General features: G+C 60.4%; 24 protein-coding genes. 10 read left to right on the top strand and 14 right to left on the bottom strand.

Annotation, left to right across the window (positions count from 1 at the left end):
* Positions 1-60: 60 nt before the first annotated feature.
* The 5 genes from HB780_RS31075 (at position 61) to HB780_RS31055 (ending at position 5,984) form a co-directional block, all read left to right on the top strand.
* Entirely contained in the window at positions 61-2,256 is a 2,196-nt protein-coding gene (locus HB780_RS31075; RefSeq protein WP_183692091.1) for a transglycosylase domain-containing protein, read from the top strand.
* Between the two features lie 138 nt (positions 2,257-2,394).
* On the top strand, positions 2,395-2,982 hold the full coding sequence (locus tag HB780_RS31070) for a DUF1214 domain-containing protein (protein WP_183692090.1): 588 nt from the start codon (positions 2,395-2,397) through the stop codon (positions 2,980-2,982).
* On the top strand, positions 2,975-3,523 hold the full coding sequence (locus HB780_RS31065) for a DUF1254 domain-containing protein (RefSeq protein WP_183692089.1): 549 nt from the start codon (positions 2,975-2,977) through the stop codon (positions 3,521-3,523). Before HB780_RS31070 ends, HB780_RS31065 begins: the two co-directional genes overlap by 8 nt.
* A gap of 799 nt (positions 3,524-4,322) precedes the next feature.
* Entirely contained in the window at positions 4,323-4,529 is a 207-nt protein-coding gene (locus HB780_RS31060; RefSeq protein ID WP_183692088.1) for a hypothetical protein, read from the top strand.
* A gap of 426 nt (positions 4,530-4,955) precedes the next feature.
* Positions 4,956-5,984, top strand: a complete 1,029-nt coding sequence (locus tag HB780_RS31055; RefSeq protein WP_286203096.1) for a DUF2336 domain-containing protein — start codon at positions 4,956-4,958, stop codon at positions 5,982-5,984.
* Positions 5,985-6,073: 89 nt separating this feature from the next.
* Here HB780_RS31055 and HB780_RS31050 read toward each other — a convergent pair whose 3' ends face one another.
* The 3 genes from HB780_RS31050 to HB780_RS31040 are packed head-to-tail and all read right to left on the bottom strand — an operon-like array spanning position 6,074 to position 8,828.
* Positions 6,074-6,433 carry a DUF1491 family protein gene (locus HB780_RS31050; RefSeq protein ID WP_183692086.1) on the bottom strand — a complete coding sequence of 120 codons (360 nt, stop codon included), beginning with the start codon at positions 6,431-6,433 and terminating at the stop codon, positions 6,074-6,076.
* 48 nt (positions 6,434-6,481) lie between these two features.
* Positions 6,482-7,324 (bottom strand): peptidoglycan-binding domain-containing protein, encoded by an 843-nt coding sequence (locus tag HB780_RS31045; protein ID WP_183692085.1) that lies wholly within the window; start codon positions 7,322-7,324, stop codon positions 6,482-6,484.
* Positions 7,296-8,828, bottom strand: a complete 1,533-nt coding sequence (locus HB780_RS31040; protein WP_183697655.1) for a sensor histidine kinase — start codon at positions 8,826-8,828, stop codon at positions 7,296-7,298. Before HB780_RS31040 ends, HB780_RS31045 begins: the two co-directional genes overlap by 29 nt.
* A gap of 469 nt (positions 8,829-9,297) precedes the next feature.
* Between HB780_RS31040 and HB780_RS31035 the strand changes: the two genes are divergently transcribed.
* The gene (locus HB780_RS31035) at positions 9,298-9,756 is read left to right on the top strand and encodes a DUF5330 domain-containing protein (RefSeq protein ID WP_183692084.1); all 459 of its coding nucleotides are present in this window, start codon (positions 9,298-9,300) and stop codon (positions 9,754-9,756) included.
* A 131-nt stretch (positions 9,757-9,887) separates the two neighbouring features.
* Positions 9,888-10,310 carry a SufE family protein gene (locus HB780_RS31030; protein WP_183692083.1) on the top strand — a complete coding sequence of 141 codons (423 nt, stop codon included), beginning with the start codon at positions 9,888-9,890 and terminating at the stop codon, positions 10,308-10,310.
* Positions 10,311-10,385: 75 nt separating this feature from the next.
* Here HB780_RS31030 and HB780_RS31025 read toward each other — a convergent pair whose 3' ends face one another.
* From HB780_RS31025 to HB780_RS30985, 9 genes are all read right to left on the bottom strand, one after another.
* Complete coding sequence (locus HB780_RS31025) at positions 10,386-10,817, bottom strand: Ros/MucR family transcriptional regulator (protein WP_183692082.1); 432 nt, start codon at positions 10,815-10,817, stop codon at positions 10,386-10,388.
* 536 nt (positions 10,818-11,353) lie between these two features.
* Positions 11,354-11,716 carry a monovalent cation/H(+) antiporter subunit G gene (gene mnhG / locus HB780_RS31020; RefSeq protein WP_183692081.1) on the bottom strand — a complete coding sequence of 121 codons (363 nt, stop codon included), beginning with the start codon at positions 11,714-11,716 and terminating at the stop codon, positions 11,354-11,356.
* Positions 11,716-12,105, bottom strand: a complete 390-nt coding sequence (locus HB780_RS31015) for a cation:proton antiporter (protein ID WP_183692079.1) — start codon at positions 12,103-12,105, stop codon at positions 11,716-11,718. The genes mnhG and HB780_RS31015 overlap by 1 nt, the downstream gene beginning before the upstream one ends.
* The gene (locus HB780_RS31010) at positions 12,102-12,575 is read right to left on the bottom strand and encodes a Na+/H+ antiporter subunit E (protein ID WP_183692077.1); all 474 of its coding nucleotides are present in this window, start codon (positions 12,573-12,575) and stop codon (positions 12,102-12,104) included. Before HB780_RS31010 ends, HB780_RS31015 begins: the two co-directional genes overlap by 4 nt.
* Entirely contained in the window at positions 12,572-14,140 is a 1,569-nt protein-coding gene (locus HB780_RS31005; RefSeq protein ID WP_183692075.1) for a Na+/H+ antiporter subunit D, read from the bottom strand. Before HB780_RS31005 ends, HB780_RS31010 begins: the two co-directional genes overlap by 4 nt.
* A gap of 4 nt (positions 14,141-14,144) precedes the next feature.
* Positions 14,145-14,522, bottom strand: coding sequence for a Na+/H+ antiporter subunit C (locus HB780_RS31000; protein WP_183692073.1), 378 nt, complete (start codon positions 14,520-14,522; stop codon positions 14,145-14,147).
* Positions 14,522-14,941, bottom strand: a complete 420-nt coding sequence (locus HB780_RS30995; protein WP_183692071.1) for a Na+/H+ antiporter subunit B — start codon at positions 14,939-14,941, stop codon at positions 14,522-14,524. The genes HB780_RS31000 and HB780_RS30995 overlap by 1 nt, the downstream gene beginning before the upstream one ends.
* Complete coding sequence (locus tag HB780_RS30990; RefSeq protein ID WP_183692069.1) at positions 14,938-17,313, bottom strand: putative monovalent cation/H+ antiporter subunit A; 2,376 nt, start codon at positions 17,311-17,313, stop codon at positions 14,938-14,940. The genes HB780_RS30995 and HB780_RS30990 overlap by 4 nt, the downstream gene beginning before the upstream one ends.
* A 148-nt stretch (positions 17,314-17,461) precedes the next feature.
* A complete protein-coding gene (locus tag HB780_RS30985) occupies positions 17,462-17,968 on the bottom strand; it encodes a GNAT family N-acetyltransferase (protein ID WP_183692067.1) in 507 nt (168 codons plus the stop codon).
* 206 nt (positions 17,969-18,174) lie between these two features.
* On the opposite strand from HB780_RS30985, the gene HB780_RS30980 reads away from it, so the two are divergent.
* On the top strand, positions 18,175-18,690 hold the full coding sequence (locus HB780_RS30980; protein WP_183692065.1) for a hypothetical protein: 516 nt from the start codon (positions 18,175-18,177) through the stop codon (positions 18,688-18,690).
* Here HB780_RS30980 and trhA read toward each other — a convergent pair.
* Positions 18,665-19,333 carry a PAQR family membrane homeostasis protein TrhA gene (gene trhA / locus HB780_RS30975; RefSeq protein WP_183692063.1) on the bottom strand — a complete coding sequence of 223 codons (669 nt, stop codon included), beginning with the start codon at positions 19,331-19,333 and terminating at the stop codon, positions 18,665-18,667. The genes HB780_RS30980 and trhA overlap by 26 nt on opposite strands.
* Positions 19,334-19,565: 232 nt before the next feature.
* Between trhA and HB780_RS30970 the strand changes: the two genes are divergently transcribed.
* Together HB780_RS30970 and HB780_RS30965 are read left to right on the top strand one after the other, a co-directional pair.
* Entirely contained in the window at positions 19,566-20,528 is a 963-nt protein-coding gene (locus HB780_RS30970; RefSeq protein ID WP_435693935.1) for a VOC family protein, read from the top strand.
* 99 nt (positions 20,529-20,627) lie between these two features.
* Entirely contained in the window at positions 20,628-21,800 is a 1,173-nt protein-coding gene (locus tag HB780_RS30965) for an AI-2E family transporter (RefSeq protein WP_183692059.1), read from the top strand.
* A 43-nt stretch (positions 21,801-21,843) separates the two neighbouring features.
* On the opposite strand, the gene HB780_RS30960 is transcribed toward HB780_RS30965, so the two are convergent.
* On the bottom strand, positions 21,844-22,638 hold the full coding sequence (locus HB780_RS30960; protein ID WP_183692057.1) for a polysaccharide deacetylase family protein: 795 nt from the start codon (positions 22,636-22,638) through the stop codon (positions 21,844-21,846).
* Between the last annotated feature and the right edge of the window lie 86 nt (positions 22,639-22,724).

Here is a 22,724-nt window from a genome sequence, read left to right as displayed (position 1 = left end):
AGATAGGCTTTGCGTGTCCCAAAAGAATACGCGATGTGGCAAGTGGTCGGGAAGTAGAGCGTGGAAGACCCATCCAACCCAGAGAACGGGCCAGAGACCAAGCCCGATACGCAAGCGGAGGGCCAGGCAGAGAAGCGCCCGCGCCGCAAGCGGCATATTCTCCTGCGTATCGATTCCTGGATCGACTCTACGCTGTGGAACGCGGGTTTTCGCCTCGGCGAACTCTGGGAAGACATTACTATTTTCTTTCGCCGTTTCCGCGCCCGAGGCTGGAAGCGCATCCTGTTCGAGTTGCTTGGTGAAGGATTGACACTCGGCACCGCTGGGTCCGTTGTGCTGCTGATGCTCGCCATGCCGGCTTTCGAGGCGACACACGGCGACTGGCGCAATCGCGGCAACTTCGCAGTCACTTTCCTCGATCGTTACGGCAACATCATCGGCCATCGCGGCATCATCCACGAGAATTCCGTGCCAGTGGACCAGTTGCCGGACTATTTCGTCAAGGCGGTGCTGGCCACCGAGGACCGGCGCTTCTTCGACCACTTCGGCATCGACGTCATCGGCCTGTTCCGGGCGTTATCGGTCAATGCGCAGGCCGGCGGTGTCGTCCAGGGCGGTTCGACCCTGACGCAACAGCTCGCCAAGAATATCTTCCTCAGCAATGAACGCTCCCTCGATCGCAAGATCAAGGAAGCTTTCCTGGCGATCTGGCTGGAAGCCAATCTCTCCAAGAAAGATATCCTCAGCCTCTATCTCGACCGCACCTATATGGGCGGCGGCACGTTTGGCGCGGCCGCCGCCTCCCAGTTCTACTTCGGCAAGAGCATTACCGACGTCAATCTGGCAGAAGCCGCAATGCTCGCCGGCCTGTTCAAGGCGCCGGCGAAATATGCGCCGCATGTCAACCTGCCGGCCGCTCGCGCTCGCGCCAACGATGTTCTGAGCAATCTCGTGCAAAGCGGGCTTATGACCGAGGGACAGGTGATTGCCGCGCGGCGCAACCCCGCTTCCGTCGTCGACCGCGCCCAGATCGAATCCCCGGACTTCTTCCTCGACTGGGCTTTCGACGAGGTGCAACGTCTCGCCGCCCGGTTCCCCGAGCGGTCGCTGATCGTGCGCACCACCATCGACATGGGCCTGCAGAAGGCGGCGGAGGATTCGGTCGAATCCAGCCTGATGGAATATGGCGAACGCTATCATGCCAAGCAGGGTGCCACGGTCGTCATCGAAAATGGCGGTGCAGTCCGCGCCATGGTCGGCGGCCGGGATTACGGCGAGAGCCAGTTTAACCGCGCCACAAGGGCACTGCGGCAACCGGGCTCATCCTTCAAGATCTACACCTATTCCGTTGCCATGGAGCGGGGGCTGACGCCGACCTCCACCATCGTCGACGCGCCGATCACCTGGGGCAACTGGAGCCCGCACAATTACGAAAACCGCTATTCAGGCAAGGTGACGCTAGCGACCGCGATCGCGCAGTCGATCAACACCATTCCGGTGCGCCTCGCCAAGGAGAAATTCGGTATCCAGCCAATCCGCGACATGGCCAAGGCCATGGGCGTGGAAACGCCGATCCGCAATGACAAGACCATTCCGATCGGGACGTCCGAAGTGACCGTGCTCGACCAGGCGACGGCCTACGCCGTTTTCCCGGCCGACGGCATGCAATCCCGCCGCCACGGCATCGGGCAGATCGTCGGCTATGATGGCAAGGTGCTCTACGATTTCAGTCATGACGAGGTGCCGGCCAAGCGCGTGCTTACCGAAAAAGCCAATTCCTACATGAACCAGATGCTGATCCAGATCCCGCAGATCGGCACGGGCCGCAGGGCGGCGCTCGATCGCGGCATCCTCGTCGGCGGCAAGACCGGTACGACGCAGGCCTATCGTGACGCCTGGTTCATCGGCTTTACCGGTAACTACACCTGCGCCGTCTGGTTCGGCAACGACGACTACACCTCCACCAACAACATGACGGGCGGCACGCTGCCGGCCATGACCTTCAAGAAGATCATGGACTATGCGCATCAGGGCATCGTGCTGAAGCCCCTTCCCGGCATCGATAATCCCTTCCCGGTGCAGAAGCCGCAGGCGGTGGCTGCCAAGAAGCCGGCCGATGGATCAGAAAACACCTTGCCGCCACTTATTCGCCCACGCTCGCTATCGGTGGATTCCACCAAAATCCTGCGCGATCTCGGCGAGAAGCTGAAGGCGGCGGCACCGCTTGCGACGCAGAAGGTGGCCACGGCGGAATAAGGTCAAGCCGCCCGCACAACGCGATGGTTATAAGCTGGTTTTGATGTGCAAGTTCAGCAATCACCCCACTAACCCTTTCCCCTGCCGTCAGAATCAGGGATAAATCGGCGCCTGATTGGTCATAAGGACGATCTTAGGGTGTTCCGGGTTCCCCTTCTTGTTGCGCTTTCGCTGATGCTCGCTTTTGGCGGCGGAATCCTATTCACGCTTTTTGCGCTCGATGCGACCTCCGGCTTCGGCGCCATCAAGCTCGGCGCCTGGCAGGCTTTTCCGGATATGCACACCTCGGATGCCGACCCTTATGCGAAGTCGCATCGCGCCCGCGCCGGACGATTGCTCTATGGCACTGCCGAGGGGCTTTCGTTCATTGCATCTGATGACGATAGCGGCGCGCGGCTGACGGCGGCTTGCCGGTATCGGATCAGCGGCCAGACTCCACCGGCAAGGCTGTGGACGCTATTCATCGCCGGCAACGACGGCGAACCGCTCGAGCCCGCTCCTGGCAGGCCCTCGGCGATCAATTCATGGGTGGTGCTGCGCAATTCCGATTCAAGCTTCAGCATCACCGTTTCGCCGGACGCACAGGCCGGCAACTGGTTGGCGCTGCCCTCCGGAGGCAACTTCCGACTGGCGTGGACGCTGCTGGATACACCGGCTGCCGGCAATTCCGGTCTGATCGATCTGTCCATGCCGAAGCTCGAGAAAATCGGATGCGGCCATGTTTAGGACCGTCTTCGCCATCCTGACCGGAGTGCTTGGCGCAGCCCTTCTGCACCTCATCATCATCCTGTCCCTCCCCCATTTTTCCGACCGCGACGCCTATACCCGCGTCGAGGATGAAGGCGATGAAAACCACTTCTACATGCTCGACAACAAGGACGACGATGCGGGGCTGTCCAATAGCGATCCCTATATCCGCACCGCCGTCTGCGCTTTCGATATCGGATCGCAACCGATCCGCCTGACCGCCAAGGGCAAGGTGCCGTTCTGGTCGCTATCGGTCTATGACGCGGCGTCCAACGAAGTGTTCAGCATGAGCGACCGCACCTCGGTCGGCGGAGCGCTGGACCTGCTGCTCGCCTCGCCTGTCCAGCTGACGGGTATCCGCAAGACGCTGCCGTCATCGCTCGCCCAATCGATCCTGGTCGAGGTGCCCCGCGCGGAAGGCTATGTCGTACTGCGCGCCATGGCGCCCGAAGCAAGCTTCGACGATGCCGCCCGGAACTTCCTGTCGGAAGCCGGATGCGACGTGTTTGATGGACAGTGAGATTAAGCTGAAAAGCCGGGCTAATCGGATGCATATCGTGGTTTGAACCGCGAAGCTGAAAGCCGCCTTGGCGGCTGGGCGCGGCTGACTGCGCCGGCCTATGATCGAGCTACTTGCCCTTTGCCCGCTTCGGTCCCGCGCCGGGACGGTGGGAACTGGCGTCGAGGCGCTCGTAGCGCACGCCGGTGAACAAAAGGATCCTCGCTTCAACCGGCTCCTTTTGGACGCGCCGAGGCGACCGCGATCGTCGGTCCGAAAGGGAAATGATCTTTACCATTCTCGTCTCCATCCACAATCTGAGACGGATGAATTTGCGACTGATTTCACCCTGCCCGCCATTGAAGCGGACCAGCGTGCCCTTTAGACTTCTCCAACTCGTGTGGATCCGACAAAGGGCATTCACGCCTTCTCACGGCATTCCCTGAACACCGCGACATGGACGCCGGACTGTGGCTTCCATGCGAACTATCATGCGACTAAATTCTGCAAATCGCTGTTTTCAACCGAATTCAGACATACTGTAGTTAACAGAGTGCTAATCATCGCCGCGCCTTGCATGAGCTTCTGCGGCCTCCTGACCAATAAACGCGGAGAGGCCGGCTATGGTTTCATATGCAATGTAAAAAACTTGAGAAGAATTTTTCCCATAAAACATCATGAAATCATATTCTTAGATAGAAAACCACCAGCGGCGGCGGGTGGAGTCTCGATGCGGCGCGTTGCAGAAAAGCGTCACGCAAATATTATTTGTGGTAACGGCAAATTAACGTATTGTGACGGGTGAAACAGAGGGTGGGCAATGTCAATGGCAGGCAATTCCTTCTTCTCTCCCGAGGACGTCACCGTCTTGCGGGGCGCACTCGATAAATGGTGCCTGGAGAAGCGGATCGACATCAAAAGTACCGAGGCGCAGTTCGCGGCAACGGCGGCCATCAGCCTGTTTCAATCCGGTTACGACACATCCGAGAAGCTGGTGGCGGCGTTAAGGGAACATAGAGGGCTTTAAGTTGGAGCCGTCGATATCCCGGCTTCCGGCCACATCCTCACGTCATTGGCGGGCGAGAGCCGCCAAAGCTCTCATAAGTTGAGTACGACAATCAGCCTGCCGCACCTGAATAGCTGCCATGCGGGCCAAGAACCATCAAACACAAGCGATCCGACGCGCATTCCGCGAAAAACCTCGCGCAAGCTTAACGCGCAGTTTTTATTCGGATTTTAATAAAGTTTTCACCAACCATTAACCCTGCCAGCCTTACTCTGGAAAAAAGCCAGATCAGGACGACCGTGTATACGACCGTTTCGACAGCCACTGCCAATTGCGCGCGCAAGAGCCTAGCGCGCTCCGGCTTGGCCGAAGAAAGACACCGCGTCGCATGCGTTTGATGATCCGGCTCCCGTTCTTTTTGTTTCGCGTATCAGTATGGGTGTTGGCGTGCGTGACCGGTTTCGAGATCTGGAAGAGCCTGCGGCAGTTCGCAAGAAGGACGTGGTCCTAATGGCGACGGTCACCAGTTTCGAAGGCATGAGCCACCCGTCCAAATCCGAGCTGCGCCAGTTCGCCGAACTCTTCACTCCCCTCTTCCAGGCATCGACCGACGAAGCAAAACGCCAGGCAGTCGCAGCCCTCTCGCAATGCCCGAGCGTACCGGCAGCCGTCTCCCTCTTCGTCGGCTGTCAGCCGATCGCCATCGCCGCACCTTTTCTGACAAGTTCGCAGGCGATCGACGACGACACGCTGATCACCATTGCCCGCACGCAGGGCGCCGCACATGCGAAGGCCATCGTCCGCCGGCCGTCGCTATCTCCCAAAGTCATCGATGCCCTTGTCGGCCTGCATCAGGCGGAGCCGGAGCGTGGCATGTCCACACTGGAGATCCCGGCGGTCGAACTTCCTCCGACGCCACGCTCGGAAACAGGCTTGCCTGACCCCGAGGCCGAGCGCCTCGCCCGCGAGGAAGCCCTGCGGCGGAAGATCAAGCAGGTGACACGCCATCTCGGCCGCGACGACAATGACCGCCTCGGTCTTCGCAATCTTTCCGATACGCAGGAAGCCTTGATGGTGCGCTTCGCCCGGGAACGGGATGCGCAGCACTTTGCCGCCACGCTCGCCGATGCGCTCACCTCCAGCCATTGGCTTGCCGAGCGCATCATGATCGACACTTCCGGCCAGCAACTGGCGGTGACGCTGGTGAGCCTCGGCATGGGCTTTGCCGATGCCGTCTATGCATTGGAGCGCTTCTATCCGCAGCTTGCCGAACGTCACGGCAGCGTCAGCCGTGCCTGGCTGGTGCTGGACAGCATCGATGCGGAGGAAAGCCACGTCCGCGTCGAAGCCTGGCGCCGCGCCGACAGCTACACCTATCTGCCGCCGGAACAGACGACCGCACCGCAATCAGGTGCGCCTCTGTTCGGCAACAGGGAAAGCCCGATCCGCGAACTGCGCGTCGTCAGCCGGCGCTAGAGCAATTTCAGGAAAAGTGCGCAGCCGTTTTCCGTTCGGAATTGCGTCAAAACAACAGGATAGAGCGCTGAACCGCTCCAGCTCCCATCTCAGTCGAGCGGATTGATGCGCTGGTCGGTCAGCGGCACGATATCGGCGATATCATCCGTTTCCAGTTCGATGATCCAGAGATCGGGATCGAATTTCAGCTCGCGATCGAGCATCTGCCTGATCTCGTCAGGCTCCTTGCGATCCATGCGGATTTCAAACAGGCGCGCACCGCTTTCCTCTTCATCGAAAAAGCTCTGCGGCGCGGGCGCATAAAGCGTCTCCAGACCATCACGAAAACGCTGGCGAATGAAGATCGCCCCGGCCTCCTCCGAGCCTTTGTGCTCGACAGCGGCGAAGTCGCCGCGCGAAAAAAGGCGGCGGGTTAAGGCGGAAACGAAGATGTCGCTGCGCAATCTCATGGCTGAGCTATAGCGGCCAGCGGAAGGCGAGGCAATTGACGGCAAGGATTAAAGCGCGCCGATATCCTGCAGTTTCTTCAGGACAGCCAGGTCGGGTTCGCCGGTTTCCGGCAGCCGGTAATGCTTCTGGAAGCGGCGGATGGCGGCCTTGGTCTGCTCGCCTGCAACGCCATCAATGCTGACATTGCTATAGGCGATGTTGCTCAGGCCCTTCTGGATCTGCATCACCATGTTGACGGTATTGACCGCGTCGCTCGGCGCGCTCCTTGGGGTAGCACCGCTTTTGCCAACATCCTTCTCGGCGCTGCGGATGGCGGCGGCGACAGGGTCGATGGCCGACGCATCGGCGGAAACATTGATCGGCCGCTCCGTCGGTACGGCGGCGACCGTCGGCTTGCTGGCAATGCGAGTGACAGAACTGGCGGTTTGAACCGATGCCGTCGGTGCGAGAGCCGGCTTATTGGAGGCGGCGTCGTTCGACGCTTCCGAGTCCTGACGCTCGATGCGGAACGTCGTAACATTGCCATTATCGGCTTGCTGCCCGAGCAGGAAGGCCTTGCGACCGGGGATCTGATAGGGCGCACCGGGATCGCGGGTGCGCAGCAGCGGCGATGGGTGCGTGCCCACCTGATACCAGAGGGCATTGGCTGTGACGAAGCCGAAGACCGCGAAGAAGAGCGCAATGCCGCCGGCCGCCGCCGGATGCCGGCCGACAGCGCTGCCGAGCAATCCGGCCAATGCACCGGCGCCGCGCGCACCAAAGCCACCCAGCGCGCCGGCACCGCGCAGGCCAAGGCTGCCAACGGCAACCGCCCCTCGGGAAGCAAGGCCAGGTTGCTTGCGCCTGCCCTTGCCCCTTCCCTTAGGCGATTTTCGCTTTTGCGGGGCCATTCATCTCTTCCTCTTTTCGCTTTCCATTCATCTCCAGATTATGTTTCAGACGTGGCGGAAAATCGACCGTTCGGTTGACATCCACAGGCTGTTGCACCACCACGCCGGATCCGTCGAGCGGGATGAGGATCGTGATCACGGTTCCCTCGCCCGGGGCGCTGGCGATGGCAAAGCTGCCTCCATGCAGCCCGACCAGTCCCTTGACCAACGACAAGCCCAGGCCGGTGCCGGCGTAACGGCGAGTATAATCGTTCTGGATCTGGACGAAAGGCTGACCAAGGGAAGCGAGCCGATCGGCCGCGATGCCGATGCCGGTGTCGCAGATCGAGAGCTTCAGCATACCCTCGGCCATTGCCGCATCGATGGTGACGGCTCCGCCGGCATCGGTGAACTTGATGGCATTGCCGACGAGGTTGATAAGGATCTGCTGGATGGCGCGCTGGTCGGCGACGATATCGCCCAGGCCGCGCTGTACGCGGCTCGAGAGCGTCAACCCTTTTTCCTTCGCCTGCAGCGCCAGCATGGCTTCGCAAGCGCCAATGGAGGCCTCGATGGGGAATGGTTCGGTCATAAGCTCGTAGCGCCCGGCCTCGATCTTGCTCATGTCGAGCATCGTGTTGACCACGGAGAGCAGATGCCCACCGGATTGGCGGATCAAAGCGACATATTCGCGCTGACGGTCATTCTCGAGCTTGCCGAAATACTCGCCGCTCAGAATATCCGAAAAACCGAGGATGGCGTTGAGCGGCGTGCGTAGCTCATGACTGACAGCGGCGAGGAAGCGCGACTTGGCATCATTGGCCGATTCCGCTTCCTCTGTCTTGCGGACAGCCTCCTCGCGAAGCTGCTGATCATAGGAAATATCACGCGACTGACTGACGATCGCGGTCAACCGGCCCTCGCTGTCGCGCCGCGCACTCATCTCCATGCGGATATGGATGAACTGGTCGTTGCCCTCGATAACCGCCGAGCGCTCCAGACGCAGATCGACGCCAAGGGCGTCGCGGCCCTGGCGCAGCGTATCGACAGCCTGCAGGAAAAGAATGCGGTCGGAGATATGTACTTGTTCGATGAAGCCGCGCCCGGAGGGGTCGCGCATCCAGCCCAGGAATTCCGCGCGATCGCGCCCGCCGACAGCGGTGACGCTGCCCTGCGGATCAAACAGAAGCACGAGGCCACTGGCCGCCTCGAGCATCAGGTCACGATGCTCGACGACGACAACCTCGACGGCTTCCGAGGCGGGCCGCTGACGTGACAGAGCGATGCTGCCGACTGCGGAAAACAGGAATGCGGCGCAGACCGTGGCAACGCCGACCGGCAGCGCAACGGCCGGGGTGGTGATGAAGGAAAGTCCTACCGGAACGGCGATAAGCGCCACGGAGGAGGCGAGCGCGAGCCGGCGCAGGATCGCCAGTTCTTGTCCACGGACCTCGCCATTCCCGCTTGTCCGGGACAGCCAGCTTTCGCCCGTCCGGTCCACGAGGGCTCCAGCCCTGCCAGCCATGTTACTCAATACGCGCACACCAAAACCCGCACAAACGGTCATTTATCCAGGCCACAATAGGCTCTGGCGACTTAAGGAAAGAATAAAGGACAGGCGCGTGGATCTGCTGAAAAAGCCCGAAAATCCCGTTTTGGCGCACATCGCCGGACCTTTGGGTTTTGTGGTTAACAGCGGGTAAGCAACGGATTTTATTTAGATTTCCGTTGCGTGTTAACTTTTGGAGCGCGGCCGGCAACCGCAATCCCCTAGAGATCAAGCAGATCGGCCGAGACATACTTAACAGCAATCGCTACAATTCGAGCTAAATAGGCGTCAAATTCCGAAAGCTACAATTTGAATCAAATTTGCCGAAAATACATCCAAGTTTTGAAAAGCGATGTTTTCCTCTGCCGAATAGGGTCTGAACAACGTCGGATCAACGGATTCGAATCGGTTTCAAGACCGAACGAAGTACAGGATGGGCAAGGCAATGTGGTTTCTCATTAGAGCAGGGTTCTGGTTTTCGCTGGTCCTCATGTTCCTGCCGATCTTCGCCAAGCCGCAGGGCGATCCCCGGCCGGCGGGTGAGCCGCAGGTACAGGTTTCCGACGCACTGTCAGCTGCCTCCGGCGTCATGCAATATGTCGGCTCCATGTGCACCGAGAAACCCGATGTCTGCCTCAAGGGCGGCGAAACGCTCACCGCGCTCGGCTACCAGGCCCGCGACGGAGCCCGCGTCGCCTATGACCTGCTCGGTCAGCACTTCAAGGATCAGAAGCCGGGCGATCAGGCTGCGCCCGCCGCCGTCAGCCATGAACAGGCCGCAGCCGAGGCACAGCCGCTGCCAGCCAAGCGCGCGATCAACAATGAGACTGCCGATGTGGTCGTCACCGGCTCGCTTAAGCTGCCGTCCTTTATCCCGGTGCCTTTGCCGAAACCGCGGACCTGATCCATTCACATCGATGACTGTGTCCTACGCGCCGTGAGCCAGCCCATCGCTCACGGCGTTCTTTTTGACACGGGTTCAAATCATCGGCCATTTCGCCTATATGCAGACAATTAGACAATTGGACCGGCATAATGGCAACGCTTGAGCAGATCATTGAGGATTTCTCCTACCTGGACGACTGGGAGGATCGCTATCGCTATGTGATCGAGCTCGGCAAGATGCTGCCGGACCTGCCGGAAGAGAAACGGATCCTGGAAAACAAGGTGCAGGGTTGCGCTAGCCAGGTCTGGCTCGTGACCCATGCCTCGGGCGATCCGGAAAATCCGGTGCTGACCTTCGAAGGCGACTCGGACGCGCATATCGTGCGCGGGCTGGTGGCCATCGTGCTCACCACCTACTCCGGCAAGCCGGCCTCGGAGATCGCCGCCCTCGACGCGCTCGACGTCTTCGGCAAGATTGGCCTCGTCGAACATCTCTCCTCGCAGCGCGCCAATGGATTGCGCTCGATGATCAGGCGTATTCGCGAAGAAGCGAGAATCCGCGCCGCGGCGTAATTTTCGACGCGCGAAGGCCCACATAAAAAACCCGGCTCGAAAGCCGGGTTTTTTGGATATAGTCCATTCGAGAACTCAGCGGGCACCGCGCTTGCGGCGCTGACCGAGACCCATTTCCTTCGCAAGACGCGAACGGGCTTCGGCATAGGCTGGCGCGACCATCGGATAGTCGGCCGGCAGATCCCACTTCTCCCGGTATTCTTCCGGAGAAAGGGTATGATGAGTCATAAGGTGACGCTTCAACGACTTGAAGCTGCCGCCGCATTCCAGGCAGGTAATCTGATCGTCCTGTACTGACTTACGAACGGATACGGCCGGCTTCTGCTTTTCAACAACGGTGACGGCAGGTGCCGGAGCCGAAGTGCTGCTCAAGGCGGAGTGTACGTCGGTAATCAGATTCGGAAGGTCAGTGACCGGGACTACATGATTGCTGACATAAGCCGCCACGATGTCGGCTGTAAGCTCAACCAGCAAATCCTGGCCAGCGCCAAGGGCCATATCTGTCATTATTTTCTCCTGTTCATCGGCTTGCTTACCGTGTCACGCCTCCACTTGAGCGCGTAAGACACAGCATTCCTCATGATCCGCGCATAATCCTGTCGAAAACCATTTTGATTTTCGGGGCCTATGCACTGGGCAATCCGCGCAAGCGCGTATCGTCCATATTCGTAGCAGCCATCGGCAAAAAACGGGGCATTACATGCCAAAGTGCCGACAATACGAAATCCACCCCTAGACCTCGTACGACGAAACCCGTTTCTATACCGTCTGATGATAGAATCAGTGACGACGGAGATAGGTCCGCCAATCCTTAACCGGAAGCAAGTTTTTCGCGCCGTTGCTTGAAAGAAAGATCAGAACATTGGGCACTTAAAGCCGGTCGAGACTAATTCAACATCAGAACTCTACTTGAATGTGAATTAGCACTCTTTACCCAAAAGTCCAGTTTTTAATTGTATCACTTACTGGCAAAATTCTCATCTATTAAAAATAGGTAACTTACAGCTAGAATTGTACTGCTTTTCTAGCAATCCTTGCGTTTGTTAGCCTTTCGTTTTGTAAGAACGCCGTCCCATCTGATACTTTGCCAACTCGTCGCGCACCGACGGTGGCGTCAGCCGGTGGCCAGCCTTGTGGGCGGCCCGTGCAAGGAGATGAGCCGAAATCGGCGCGGTCAAGGCGAAGAACAGGAACCCCGCTAGCGCCCGCGCCAATATGGACAGATCCTGCGAATGGACACCGACCGCAAGTAGCAGCAGGCCGGAGCCGACCGTGCCAGCCTTCGAGGCGGCATGCATGCGGCTATAAAGGTCCGGCAGGCGGACTATGCCGATCGCGGCAACGAGCGCGAACAATGCTCCCGCCAGAAGCAGGAAGGCGACGATGAGGGCCACGACCAGTTCCATTACCGTCCTCCCTTTTTGCGCCGGCCATCCTTGCGCGACTTTTTGCTTGCGGCTGGCCTGGCCCCGCCCTCCACCACATTCGTCGGCGAAGCCTGTTGCTCGGTTCCTCTCTGCCCGCCCTGGGTCAGGATGAACCGGGCAAAAGCGACGGTGGCAAGGAAGCCGACAAGGCCGAGCGAAATGGCGATATCGATATAAAGGGTGAAGCCGGTCTTGATCGCGATCACGGCGATAAAGCCGATGGCGACCGCCACCAGCATGTCGAGCGCCAGCACCCGGTCGGGCAAGGTTGGACCGACTACCACGCGATAGACGGTGAGCAGGAAGGCCAAGCAGAGAATGCCAAGCGCCACCATGGCGGCAGCGGACACGATGGACGCGGCGATCATCGGAAAGCCTCCAGTATCCGGCGCTCGAAACCCTCGGCGATATCACGCTTCACCGCCTCCGGGTCGGAGCAGTCGAGCGCGTGCACATAGAGCGTCTTGCGGTCGTCGGAGACATCGACCGAGAGCGTGCCAGGCGTCAGTGTGATGAGATTGGCGAGCAGCGCGATCTCGAAGTCTCGGTCGACCGTCAGCGGAAAGGCGAAGATGCCGGGCTTCACATCCATCCTCGGGCTCATGACCGTGACCGCGACGGCCCATGCGGATTTCGCCAGTTCACGCAGGAACAGAAGAAGCAACGCCAGAATGCGTCTGACACGGCCGAGATACAGCGCGCCACCATAGGATTCCCGTACGATCGCCAGCGCGAGCGCGGAGAGGACAAAGCCGAAGACGAGATTAAGGAAGGAGGCGCTGCCGGTGATTGCAACCCAGACAACGGCAAGCAGCAGGTTGAAGACGAACAGGATCATTGTACCCCTACCCCTCCCGGAAAGACCGAACGCAGATAGGCGGACGGATCTTCAAGGCCGCCGGCGGCACGTTGTGTCAGGAGCAGAAGTTGCTCGGGAAACAGGCCGAAACCGATCACCAGAGCAGTCAGCGCCAGGATCGGCAGGCCAGCCTGCCAGACAATCGGCCCCGGCGCGACGGTGTCCTCCTGCTCTGATCTTGATCGCCAATAGGCGAGCAGGAAGATGCGGCCAAAGACGATGGTGGTGAGGAAGCCAGTCAACAGGATCGTGGCGGCGAGCCACCATGCGCCGGTGTCGAGCGCTGCCTTCACCAGGATGACCTTGGGCCAGAAGCCGGAAAATGGCGGCAGGCCGCAAGCGGCGAAAAACAACACCAGCGACAGACCGGCGAACCAGCCGCTTTGCCGGTAAAGTCCGCCGAGCGCGAAAAGCGAGAAGCTGCCACCAAGGCGGGCCGCCTGGCCCGCCAGCAGGTAGAGCGCTGTCATCAGCACCATGGAATGCAGCGCATAGAAGATCGCGCCGCTGAGGCCCTCGGCGCTGCCGAGCGCCACGCCCGCCAGCATCGTGCCGATGCCGGAGATGACGACATAACCGAGCAGGCGGCGGAGATCGTTTTCGCCAAGCGCGCCAAGTACGCCGGCAAGCATGGTGGCGATGGCGACCGCCGTCGTGATCGGGCCGAGCCCGGCGCGCTCGACCGGGAACAGCATGACCAGCACCCTGATCAGCGCGTAGATGCCGACCTTGGTGAGCAGCCCGGCGAACAGCGCCGAAACGGTGATGCGCGGCGTATGATAGGAGGCAGGCAGCCAGAAATTGACCGGGAAGGCCGCAGCCTTCATGCCGAAGGCGAGAAGGAAAAGCCCGGCAAGCGTCATCAGTGGCGCCGTGTTGCCGGGCACCCTCGCCTTCATGGCGATATCGGCCATGTTGAGCGTGCCGAAGATGGCGTAGAGGTAGCCGACAGAGACGAGGAACAGCGTCGTGGCGATCAGGTTCAGCACGGCATATTTCAAGGCGCCGTCGATCTGCTCGCGCTCCGAGCCTAGGATCAATAGGCCGAAGGAGGAGATCAGCAACACTTCGAACCAGACGTAGAGATTGAAGACGTCGCCGGTCAGGAATGCGCCGCTGACGCCGGCAAGCAGCAGCATCAGGAAAGGGAAGAAGCCGTAGCGACGGCCACTAGTGGTAATCTCGCCGAGCGCGTAGAGCCCGCCGGCAAGCGCCACGACGGCCGCGGTCAGCGCCATGATCGCACCGAAGAGATCGACGCTGAAGGCGATGCCGAAGGGCGGGAGCCAGCGGCCCATGACCATGGTTATCGGCCCTTCGGTGGCGACCTTGTGAAGCAGGGCCGCATCGACCAGCACCAGCAGGACCAGGCCGGGAATGGCGATCCAGCCGTGCCAGGCCGTACGGTCGCGCAGCATCATCAAGATCGCGCCGAGCCCGATGCACAGCACCACCGGCAGGATGACCAGCCAATGCCCCGCCTCCACCGGCGCTGTCACCAGCGCGGCGGAAAGATCGACAGCGGTGTTGCTGGGTGCCGCCATGTCGTTAGTACCCCAAAGGCGGCATCGGCCGCTCGTCCGGTTCTGCCACCCGCATCTCGCCGGTATTGTCGGTCTTGAGATCCTGATAGGCCCGGTAGGTCAGCACCAGCAGGAAAGCGAGGAAAGAGAAGGAGATGACGATTGCCGTCAGGATCAGCGCCTGTGGCAGCGGGTTGGCGGCGTCCATGCTCAGTGTATCGGCACCGGCCGGAATGATCGGCGGCACTTCGCGGGTCACCCGGCCCGCTGTGAACAGCAACAGGTTGACGGCGTTTCCGAGAATGGCGATGCCGAGCATGATGCGGATCGAAAATCCCGATAGCATCAGATAGATCGCGACAGCGAAAAACAGACCGACGAGGCCGGCAAAGACAGCCTCCATCACTCCACCTCCCGCTCTTCGAGCGCCAACGCGATCGAGGTGATCGCGCCGACGACGACCAGGTAGACGCCGATATCGAATAGCATGACGCTGGAGAGCGGCACCTCGACGCCCAGGAGATGCGGATAGATCCACAGCCCGGTCATGAAGGGCACGCCGGAGAAGATCGACAGGAGCCCGGCAACCGTCGACGCCAGCAGCCCGAAACCGGCAATCGCCAGCGGATGGAAGACAATCGCGCGTCGTACCGCCGACACACCGCAGGCAATGCCATAGATCGCAAAGCCCGATGCCGCAATCAAGCCGCCAATGAAGCCGCCGCCGGGCTCATTATGGCCGCGCAGCAGCACGAAGACGGAGAAGAGCAGCATCAAAGCGGTCAGAAACGGGGCGGCGGTACGGAAGATCAGCGTGTTCATCGGCGCTCGGCCTCCATCTTCTCGTCCAGATCCGGATCATTGGCCGCGAGCTTGCGTTCGCCGCCGGCACGGATGCGAATCAGCGCCAGGATGGCAAGGCCGGTGATGGTGACGACGGCGATCTCGCCGAGCGTATCCGTGCCACGGAAGTCGACGATGATGACGTTGACGACGTTGGTCCCATGGGCGATCAGCTTGGAATATTGATTAAAGAAGGCGGTCAGTGTCAGGTCGAAGGGCGCTTGTGTCGCCTTCAGCAGCAACAGCCCGAAACCAAGACCGCAGGCAGCGGCGAGCACGGCATGCAAGAGCATCTGCAACGGTGGACGGCGATCGGAAGCGGAAAGCCGCAGCCGCGTCATCACCAGCGCCAGAATGACGACGGAGAGCGTCTCGACCATGAACTGGGTGAAAGACAGGTCGGGTGCACCGAACAGCAGGAAGATGACGGCGACGGCAAAGCCCTGAATGCCGAGCGACACGATTGCCGTCAACCGGTCGCGGGCCATGACGACGGCACCGAGACCGATGATGGCGATGAGGAAGATCGCCGCTTCGTGCCATTGCATGTCGGGCCATGAGGGGACGGCGGGCAGCTCGCCATAAAGCACCGGCGGCACCAGCAGCATGGCGGCGAGGCAGAGGAAGGTCACGGCGATATAGATCTCCAGCCGGCCGGGCTGCAGAAAACGTGAAACGATGTGCGACAGGCGCACCAGCCCGGAGATGAAACCATCGAAGCCGCGATCTGGCCCCGGCCCGAGGTGGCGCAGCACCACCGACATCAGGAAGCGCGCGCGGTCGAGTTTCCAGTAGACGAGGACACCGATCAGCACGGTCAGAGCCGACAATAGCAAGGGCACGCCGATATGCGGAATGAGTGAGACCGATATCTCCATTGTCTTGCCGCCGACGGCTGTTGCCATCGGTGAGGAGACATAGGCATGCCAAAGATCTGAGAACAGCGCAGCGACCAGGCCGAGAGCGGCAAGCACGACCGGACCGAGCCAGAGCAGCGGCGGCGCTTCATGCGGATGCCTGGGCGTCTCGACGCGAGCCCCAAGGAACGGCTTCAGCGCCACTGCGAAGGCGATGGCGAACATCAGCGCGTTGCCGGCAATCGCGACAACCGTCAGGGCAATCGACCAGACGGAAGCCTCGGCCAGTGCGGCATAGATCTCCTCCTTGGCGAGGAAGCCGAAGGCCGGCGGCAGACCACCCATCGAGATTGCCGCAACCAGTGCTGCCGCAAAAGTCAGCGGCATGGCGGCGCGCAGGCCGCCGAGGCGGGTGATGTCGCGCGTTCCGGTTTCGTGATCGACGATGCCGGCGACCATGAAAAGCGCGCCCTTGAACAGCGAATGCGCCACCAGATAAAGCACGGCCGCCTCGATGGCATAATCGGAGCCGAAGCCGGTCAATAGCACCAGCAGCCCGAGCGAAGAGACCGTCGTATAGGCAAGCTTCAGCTTCAGGTCGGTCTGGCGAATGGCGAGCAGCGTGCCCACCAACAGCGTCGCGGCGCCGAAGAGCGGCAGGATCGTCTGCCAGGCCGTCGTGCCGCCCATGGCGGGATTGAGGCGCATCAACAGATAGACACCGGCCTTCACCATGGTCGCGGAATGCAGATAGGCCGACACCGGCGTCGGCGCTTCCATGGCGTTGGGCAGCCAGAAGTGGAAGGGAAACTGCGCCGACTTGGTGAAGGCGCCACCGAGGACCAGGATGAGCGCGGCAAGATAGAGCGGGCTCTCGCGCAACGTGCCGCCCGCCTTCAGCAGGCCGGACATGTCGGCGGCCCCGGTGATCTGCCAAATCAGCAACAGGCCGGCGAGCAGCAACAGCCCTCCCCCGCCGGTGACGACCAACGCCTGCAGCGCTGCCCGGCGCGCCGCTTCGCGCTGATGATCGAAGCCAATCAGCAGGAACGATGTGATCGAGGTCAGCTCCCAGAAGACGAACAGTGTCAGGAAACTGTCCGACACGACAAGGCCGAGCATCGAGCCCATGAACAGGAAGATGAAAGAGAAGAAGCGGCCGAGGTCTAGATGCCCCTTCAGATAACCGCCGGCATAGAGCACGATCAGCGCGCCAATACCGGTGATCAGCAGCGCGAAAGTCAATGACAGGCCGTCAAGCAACCAGGAAAAGCGCAAGCCCAGGCTCGGCACCCAATCGAAACCACCCTGGACGCTCTGGCCGGCAGCAACAGTAGAGAGGAAGCCGGCAAAATGCAGAAAGGCGAGCGCGGGAAACAGCGCAAGAGGCCAGGCCGCATTGTGACCGAAATAGCGGACAGCGGCAGGCGCAATGAGCGCGCCTAGAAAGGGCAGACACAAAGCCAGGAATGTCAGGCCGGTAACACTGGCCATGTCTTCTCCCTGCTGAACGATCGCGCAGAATCCGGCAAAGCCGAAGCACACCCTTGGGATAGGCTAAAGGCCTGATCGCCTCAAGCCCTGCGGGAGAAAACCCGGACGTAACCCACTGAAATCATTTTTTTCGGCATGACCAGTGAGATCAGGCCGGGATGCGCAATTCCATGCAGGTCAGGTCCAGCCAACGCCCGAACTTGGTGCCGACTTCGGAAAATTGTCCAACGACGCGGAAGCCCAGCTTTTCATGCAGGCGGATGGAGACGGCGTTGCCGGTCTCGATGGCAGCGATCATGACGTGGACATCGCCCTTGGCGGCACGGGCAACGAGTTCGCGCAGCAGTCCCTCGCCGATACCGAGACCACGATGGTCCTTGTCGACATAGATGGAATTCTCGACCGTGTGACGGTAGCCGTCGAAGGCGCGCCAGTCGCCATAGGAGGCATAGCCGGCGACCTTGCCGTCTTTCTCGGCGACAACGACCGGGAAGCCCCGCGCCTTGCGTGCCTTGAGCCACTCGATACGGTTATCGACGTCGACCAGCGTGTCGTTCCAGATCGCGGTCGTATGAACGACGGCGTGGTTGTAGATCTCGCAAATCGCAGGCAGATCGGCCTCGGTGGCATCACGCAACAGCACGGCTTGGTCCATAATCGTCTCGTCCAATTGCTTATGAAACAGAATTCGGCATTACTCCGCGATATTGACGAAGTAAATCCGCCATTCCTGCATGGCTCGCAATCAAGCTGTAACGAATTCGCGCTATTTTTCGACCATCCTGAGAATCACTATGGGATTTCTGCTGAAAAATGCGCTATTCATAGCTGGTTTGCAGACCCCGCCTCCCGGAAACCGCAATGCTCGCGCGATTGACCGCCCTTCTGTTTCTTTCCGTCGTGCCGGCGCAAGCCGCCGACTGGTGGTCCTATGACAATGCGCACTTCGGCTATGCGATTGAGCTACCTTCGGAATTCCGCCTGTCCGCGCGCAGCGACGACGGCAACGGATTGACCATGACGCCAGCCGATCAATCGGCGCGGCTGCTGATTTTCGGGGCTAATGCTCTCAACGGCGATTTCTCCTCGGAAGCGAATATCCGTGTCGCGCGCGCCAAGGATGAAGGCTGGCAGATCTCCTATTCGAAATCGACCTCGCGCGGCATCAGCTTCTCAGGCACAAAACAGGGCCACATCATCTATGTGCGCGGCGTCGCCCTCTGCAATGGCGCCGCTGCCTTCTTCCAGATGGATTATCCGAAGGCGGCCATGCAGCGCTATGACGCCGTGGTCATGCGGCTGGTGCGCAGCCTGCACCCCACGAAGAAATGTGCGCCGACGACGCAGGTCGTCAAAAGCTTCCCGGTGACAGGCTGAAGCAGGTGAACACCGCCGAATAATGCACGGCGGCGGCGGAGATGACGAAGCCGTGCCAGATAGCGTTCTGGAAGCGCAGCTTTTCCCAGACATGGAAGATCACGCCCAGCGAATAAATGACGCCGCCGATCACGATCAGCATCATCGACGCCGATGGTATGTGCATGGACACCGATTTGGCGACCAGCACGCCGCTCCAGCCCATGGCGAGGTAAAGAAGGATCGCCAGTCGATCGTAACGGCCGGGAAAGAAACATTTCAGTGCGATGCCGCAGGCCGCGAAGACCCATAGAGCGATCAACGTCGCAAACAATAGCGGATCCGCCGAGCCACGCTCGAGAAACGGCGTATAGGTGGCGGCGATCAGCACGAAAATGGCGGAATGATCAAAGCGCCGCAGGAACCACTTCGTCTTCGATACCGGCCAGAGATTGTAGGTGAAAGACATGGCAAGGGTCAGGACGAGGCCGACGCCATAGATCCAGGCCGCGGCAATCTCACCGTTAGAACTCCACACGGTCGCATAGAAAATCAGCGCAGTCGCGCCGATCAGCGCAAAGACCACGCCGACGCCGTTGACGATGCTGTCGGCGATCACTTCATATCGATCATAGGCCCAGCGGATGCCTTTTAACTCAGACATATATATACGTTCCAGTTCCATATCGGCATCAATCGTGGCATCTCGGAAGCATTGAGGCAACCGCGTTCGACCGGCATATCGGTAAATCTTCGTGAATGACGAGACGCGCAAGTCAGAGGGCCCGTCAACAAATTGCGAACGCTCAATCCGCAATTTCTGGCCTTCTGTGAACAATCGAAATCCGCCATATACAGCGTCAAGTACAGCGGGCCAAAGGATCGTAAAGAGGCATATTAACCGGCGACAGCTCCTCAGGCCTGCCATTGGTGGTGTTTTCGCCCCCGCGCCGGTTCCTCTTTCTTCTGAACATCGAGGTTGGAATAAGCTCATGACCGAAATCACCCCTTCCTATGCGCTGACGCGCCCCGCCTATGTCGGACAATCGCACCTTGTCGTCACCGACCTGACGCTGGTATCGCGCTTCTATCAGGACATGCTGGGCCTGAAGGTCATCGAAAAGACCGCGAGCGGCGAGGTACTAGGCGTTGCCGGGCAGCCCCTGCTGACGCTGACGACGGATCGCGCCGCCAAGCGCGCGCCGCAGACGGCGGCCGGTCTGTTCCACACCGCCTTCCTGCTGCCCAACCGGGTCGAGCTTGCCCGCTGGCTGCGGCATGCGGCGCAGAACAACGTCGCCCTTGAAGGCGCGTCGGACCATATCGTCAGCGAAGCCATCTATCTGTCCGATCCCGAAGGCAACGGCATCGAGATCTACGCCGACCGGCCTCATGACCAGTGGACCTTCCATGGCGACGGCACGGTCGAGATGGCGACGCTGAGGCTCGATCTGCAGAAGCTTTATGAAAGCGCGCCGCAGGATCGCTGGGACGGCATGGCCGATGGCTCGGCGATCGGCCACATCCATCTGCAGGTCGGCGATGTCGAGGAGGCGAATGCCTTCTATCGCGACGTGCTTGGAATGAACGTCATGGCCGGGCGCTATCCCGGTGCGACGTTCCTGGCAACGGGCGGCTATCACCATCATCTTGGCGCCAATACCTGGAACAGCCGTGGCGCCGGCGTTCGCTCCGAACACATGACCGGCCTTTCCGATTACACGCTGCGCTTCAACGACAGACAGGCGCTCGACAAGGCAGTCGGCGCGCTCGATGTGCACGAAATCAAGACGGAGAAGCGCGACGGCGGCGTTTCTTTGCGTGACCCCTGGGGCATCGGGCTGAACCTGATCGCCTGATCGCAACCATAGATCGATTATCTTAAGGCTCGTTCCGGAACCGGAGCGGGCCTTTCGCGTTTATATTCAAAGGCAATAAGGCTTCGGGGATTGTACAGGATGGATATCGCCAAGGGCACACGCAAGCAGGAGCGCAAGCTGGCGATCGCGCGTGAAAAGCGCACCAGCGCCTGGATGGAAACGCTTCAGGCGGATACCGCACAATTGGACGGTGCCACGCCGGCCAGAGACATCGTGAAGGATGGGCTGGATATAGCCTCGGCCTGGGCTCTTATCGGCATCTTCCTCATCCTGGCGTTCGCTGCCGTCAACATGATGTCGATCATCCTCATTCCGGTGACACTCGCGGTGGTGGTCGGCATGATCCTCGGCCTTGCGGCGGAAAGGCTCAGCAAGCTTGGTGTTCCGCGCGTCCTCAATGCCGTCCTCCTGTCTTCGGCGGTGGCGCTGGTGATCTTCCTGTTCATCAATGCGCTTGCCGGACCGTTGGCCCGGTTGGCACAGGAGGGGCCGGACGTCTTTCAGCGCACCATTGACCGGCTGATGCCCTATCTCGAACGGATCAAATGGCTGCACATCACGCCGCAAACCTTTGAAAGCGGTCCGATGTCGATCAGTGTGTTGCTCGAAAACACCGGCAATGTGCTGCATGTTGTCACCAGCAGCCTGACGCCGGCCATCGTCCAGGGGCTAATCTTTTTTGCGGCCTTGCTGCTGTTCCTCGCCGGTCGCGTCAGCCTGCGCAAGACGATCATCATGGCCTTTTCCAACCGGATGTCACGATTGGCGGCGATCCGCATCATCAATGCGGTGGAACAGGTGCTCGGCTTCTATTTCGCGACCGCCGCACTGATCTATGCCAGCCTCGGCGTTATCATGACGATCATCGCCTATGCCGGCGGCCTGAGTGCGCCGATCCTTTGGGGCGTCTTCGCCTTTCTCTCCAGCTTCATTCCCTTCCTCGGTATCGCAACGATGACGATCGCGCTGGCGATTGCCGGCATCATCACCCATGACGATATCATTTTTGCCCTTGCACCTGCCGTCGCTTTTTTCTCCGTCCATCTGGCCGTGGAAAATCTGGTGTTTCCGGCCGTCATGGGCCGGCAATGGGAGCTCAATCCCTTTGTCGTCTTCCTCGCCATCATCTTCTGGACGTGGATGTGGGGCGCTGTCGGCGCCATGCTCGCTCTGCCGCTATCCCTGGTCGTGATGACCGTGGTCAACGAGTTGTTCATCGAGGAAAAGGTGCGGCCGCAATTGCCTGAATAAAGACCGCGGCACGAACGGTGATCGACCGCCGCCGATCATCCGCTCAGTTCGTGGTGTCGTCATCGCCCTGTTCGGGGATATCCTCCAGGCGGACGAACTGCACGCCCTTAGCCTTCAGCGCCAGGATGCTCGCCGCGACCCCCTCGCCGGCCGCATGCGTCGGCTGGTTGATGTGGGAGATGATGACATCGCCATCCTTGGCGGAAGCATATTGCTTTTCCACCATCTTGGCCGGCAGCAGCGAGCCGCTGTCGCCATTCACCGAATAGCCGGCGATGCGATAGCCCATGCCGCGGATCTGAGCGATGGCCGACAGGCTATATTTTGCCGTTGCGCCCCGGAACCAGCGCGGCTGCGGGATACCGGCGGCAAGCATGGCGTCAGCGCCACCCTTGACTTCCTGGCCCACGGCCTGCGGTGAGCCGGCAGCGGCAATGCCATAGACCTTGGTCGGGATATCGACAGCGGGAATATGGTTCTGGCCGTGGTTTTCAAGCTCGAAAAGTTCGGGATGCGCGAGGAAAACGGCAAGCGCGTCGGGATTGGTCCGCAGCCAGCGGGCGGTGACGAAGATCGTCGCGGGGATACGCTGATCGACCAGAGTGGAGAGGATGCGCGGATCGGTCTTGCCCATGCAGGCATCGAAGGTGAGTGCGATACGCGGCGCGCCCTTGCCGGCGCGATTGACGTGCAGATGCGGCTCGACCAGCTTGACGTTCGAAACAGCTTCCTTCGGCGGCAGCGGGGGCCAGCCGGCGGGCTGAGTCGCCTGCCCGGTAGCATAGGCGGCCGGTACAGCGGCAGCTAAGAATACGGACGTCAACAGAAAGCGGTTCATCAGTATCCACCGATCGGATCGAGCGAAATCAACTTTGGCGGAAAAAGCGCGCGATTGCCATAGGGCCTTTCCCTTCGCGCCCGCCA

The organism is Rhizobium lusitanum, from assembly GCF_014189535.1.
Classification (GTDB): domain Bacteria; phylum Pseudomonadota; class Alphaproteobacteria; order Rhizobiales; family Rhizobiaceae; genus Rhizobium; species Rhizobium lusitanum_C.
Note: the sequence above shows the minus strand (reverse complement) of the source record. Positions and strands in the feature narration are given on the sequence as shown.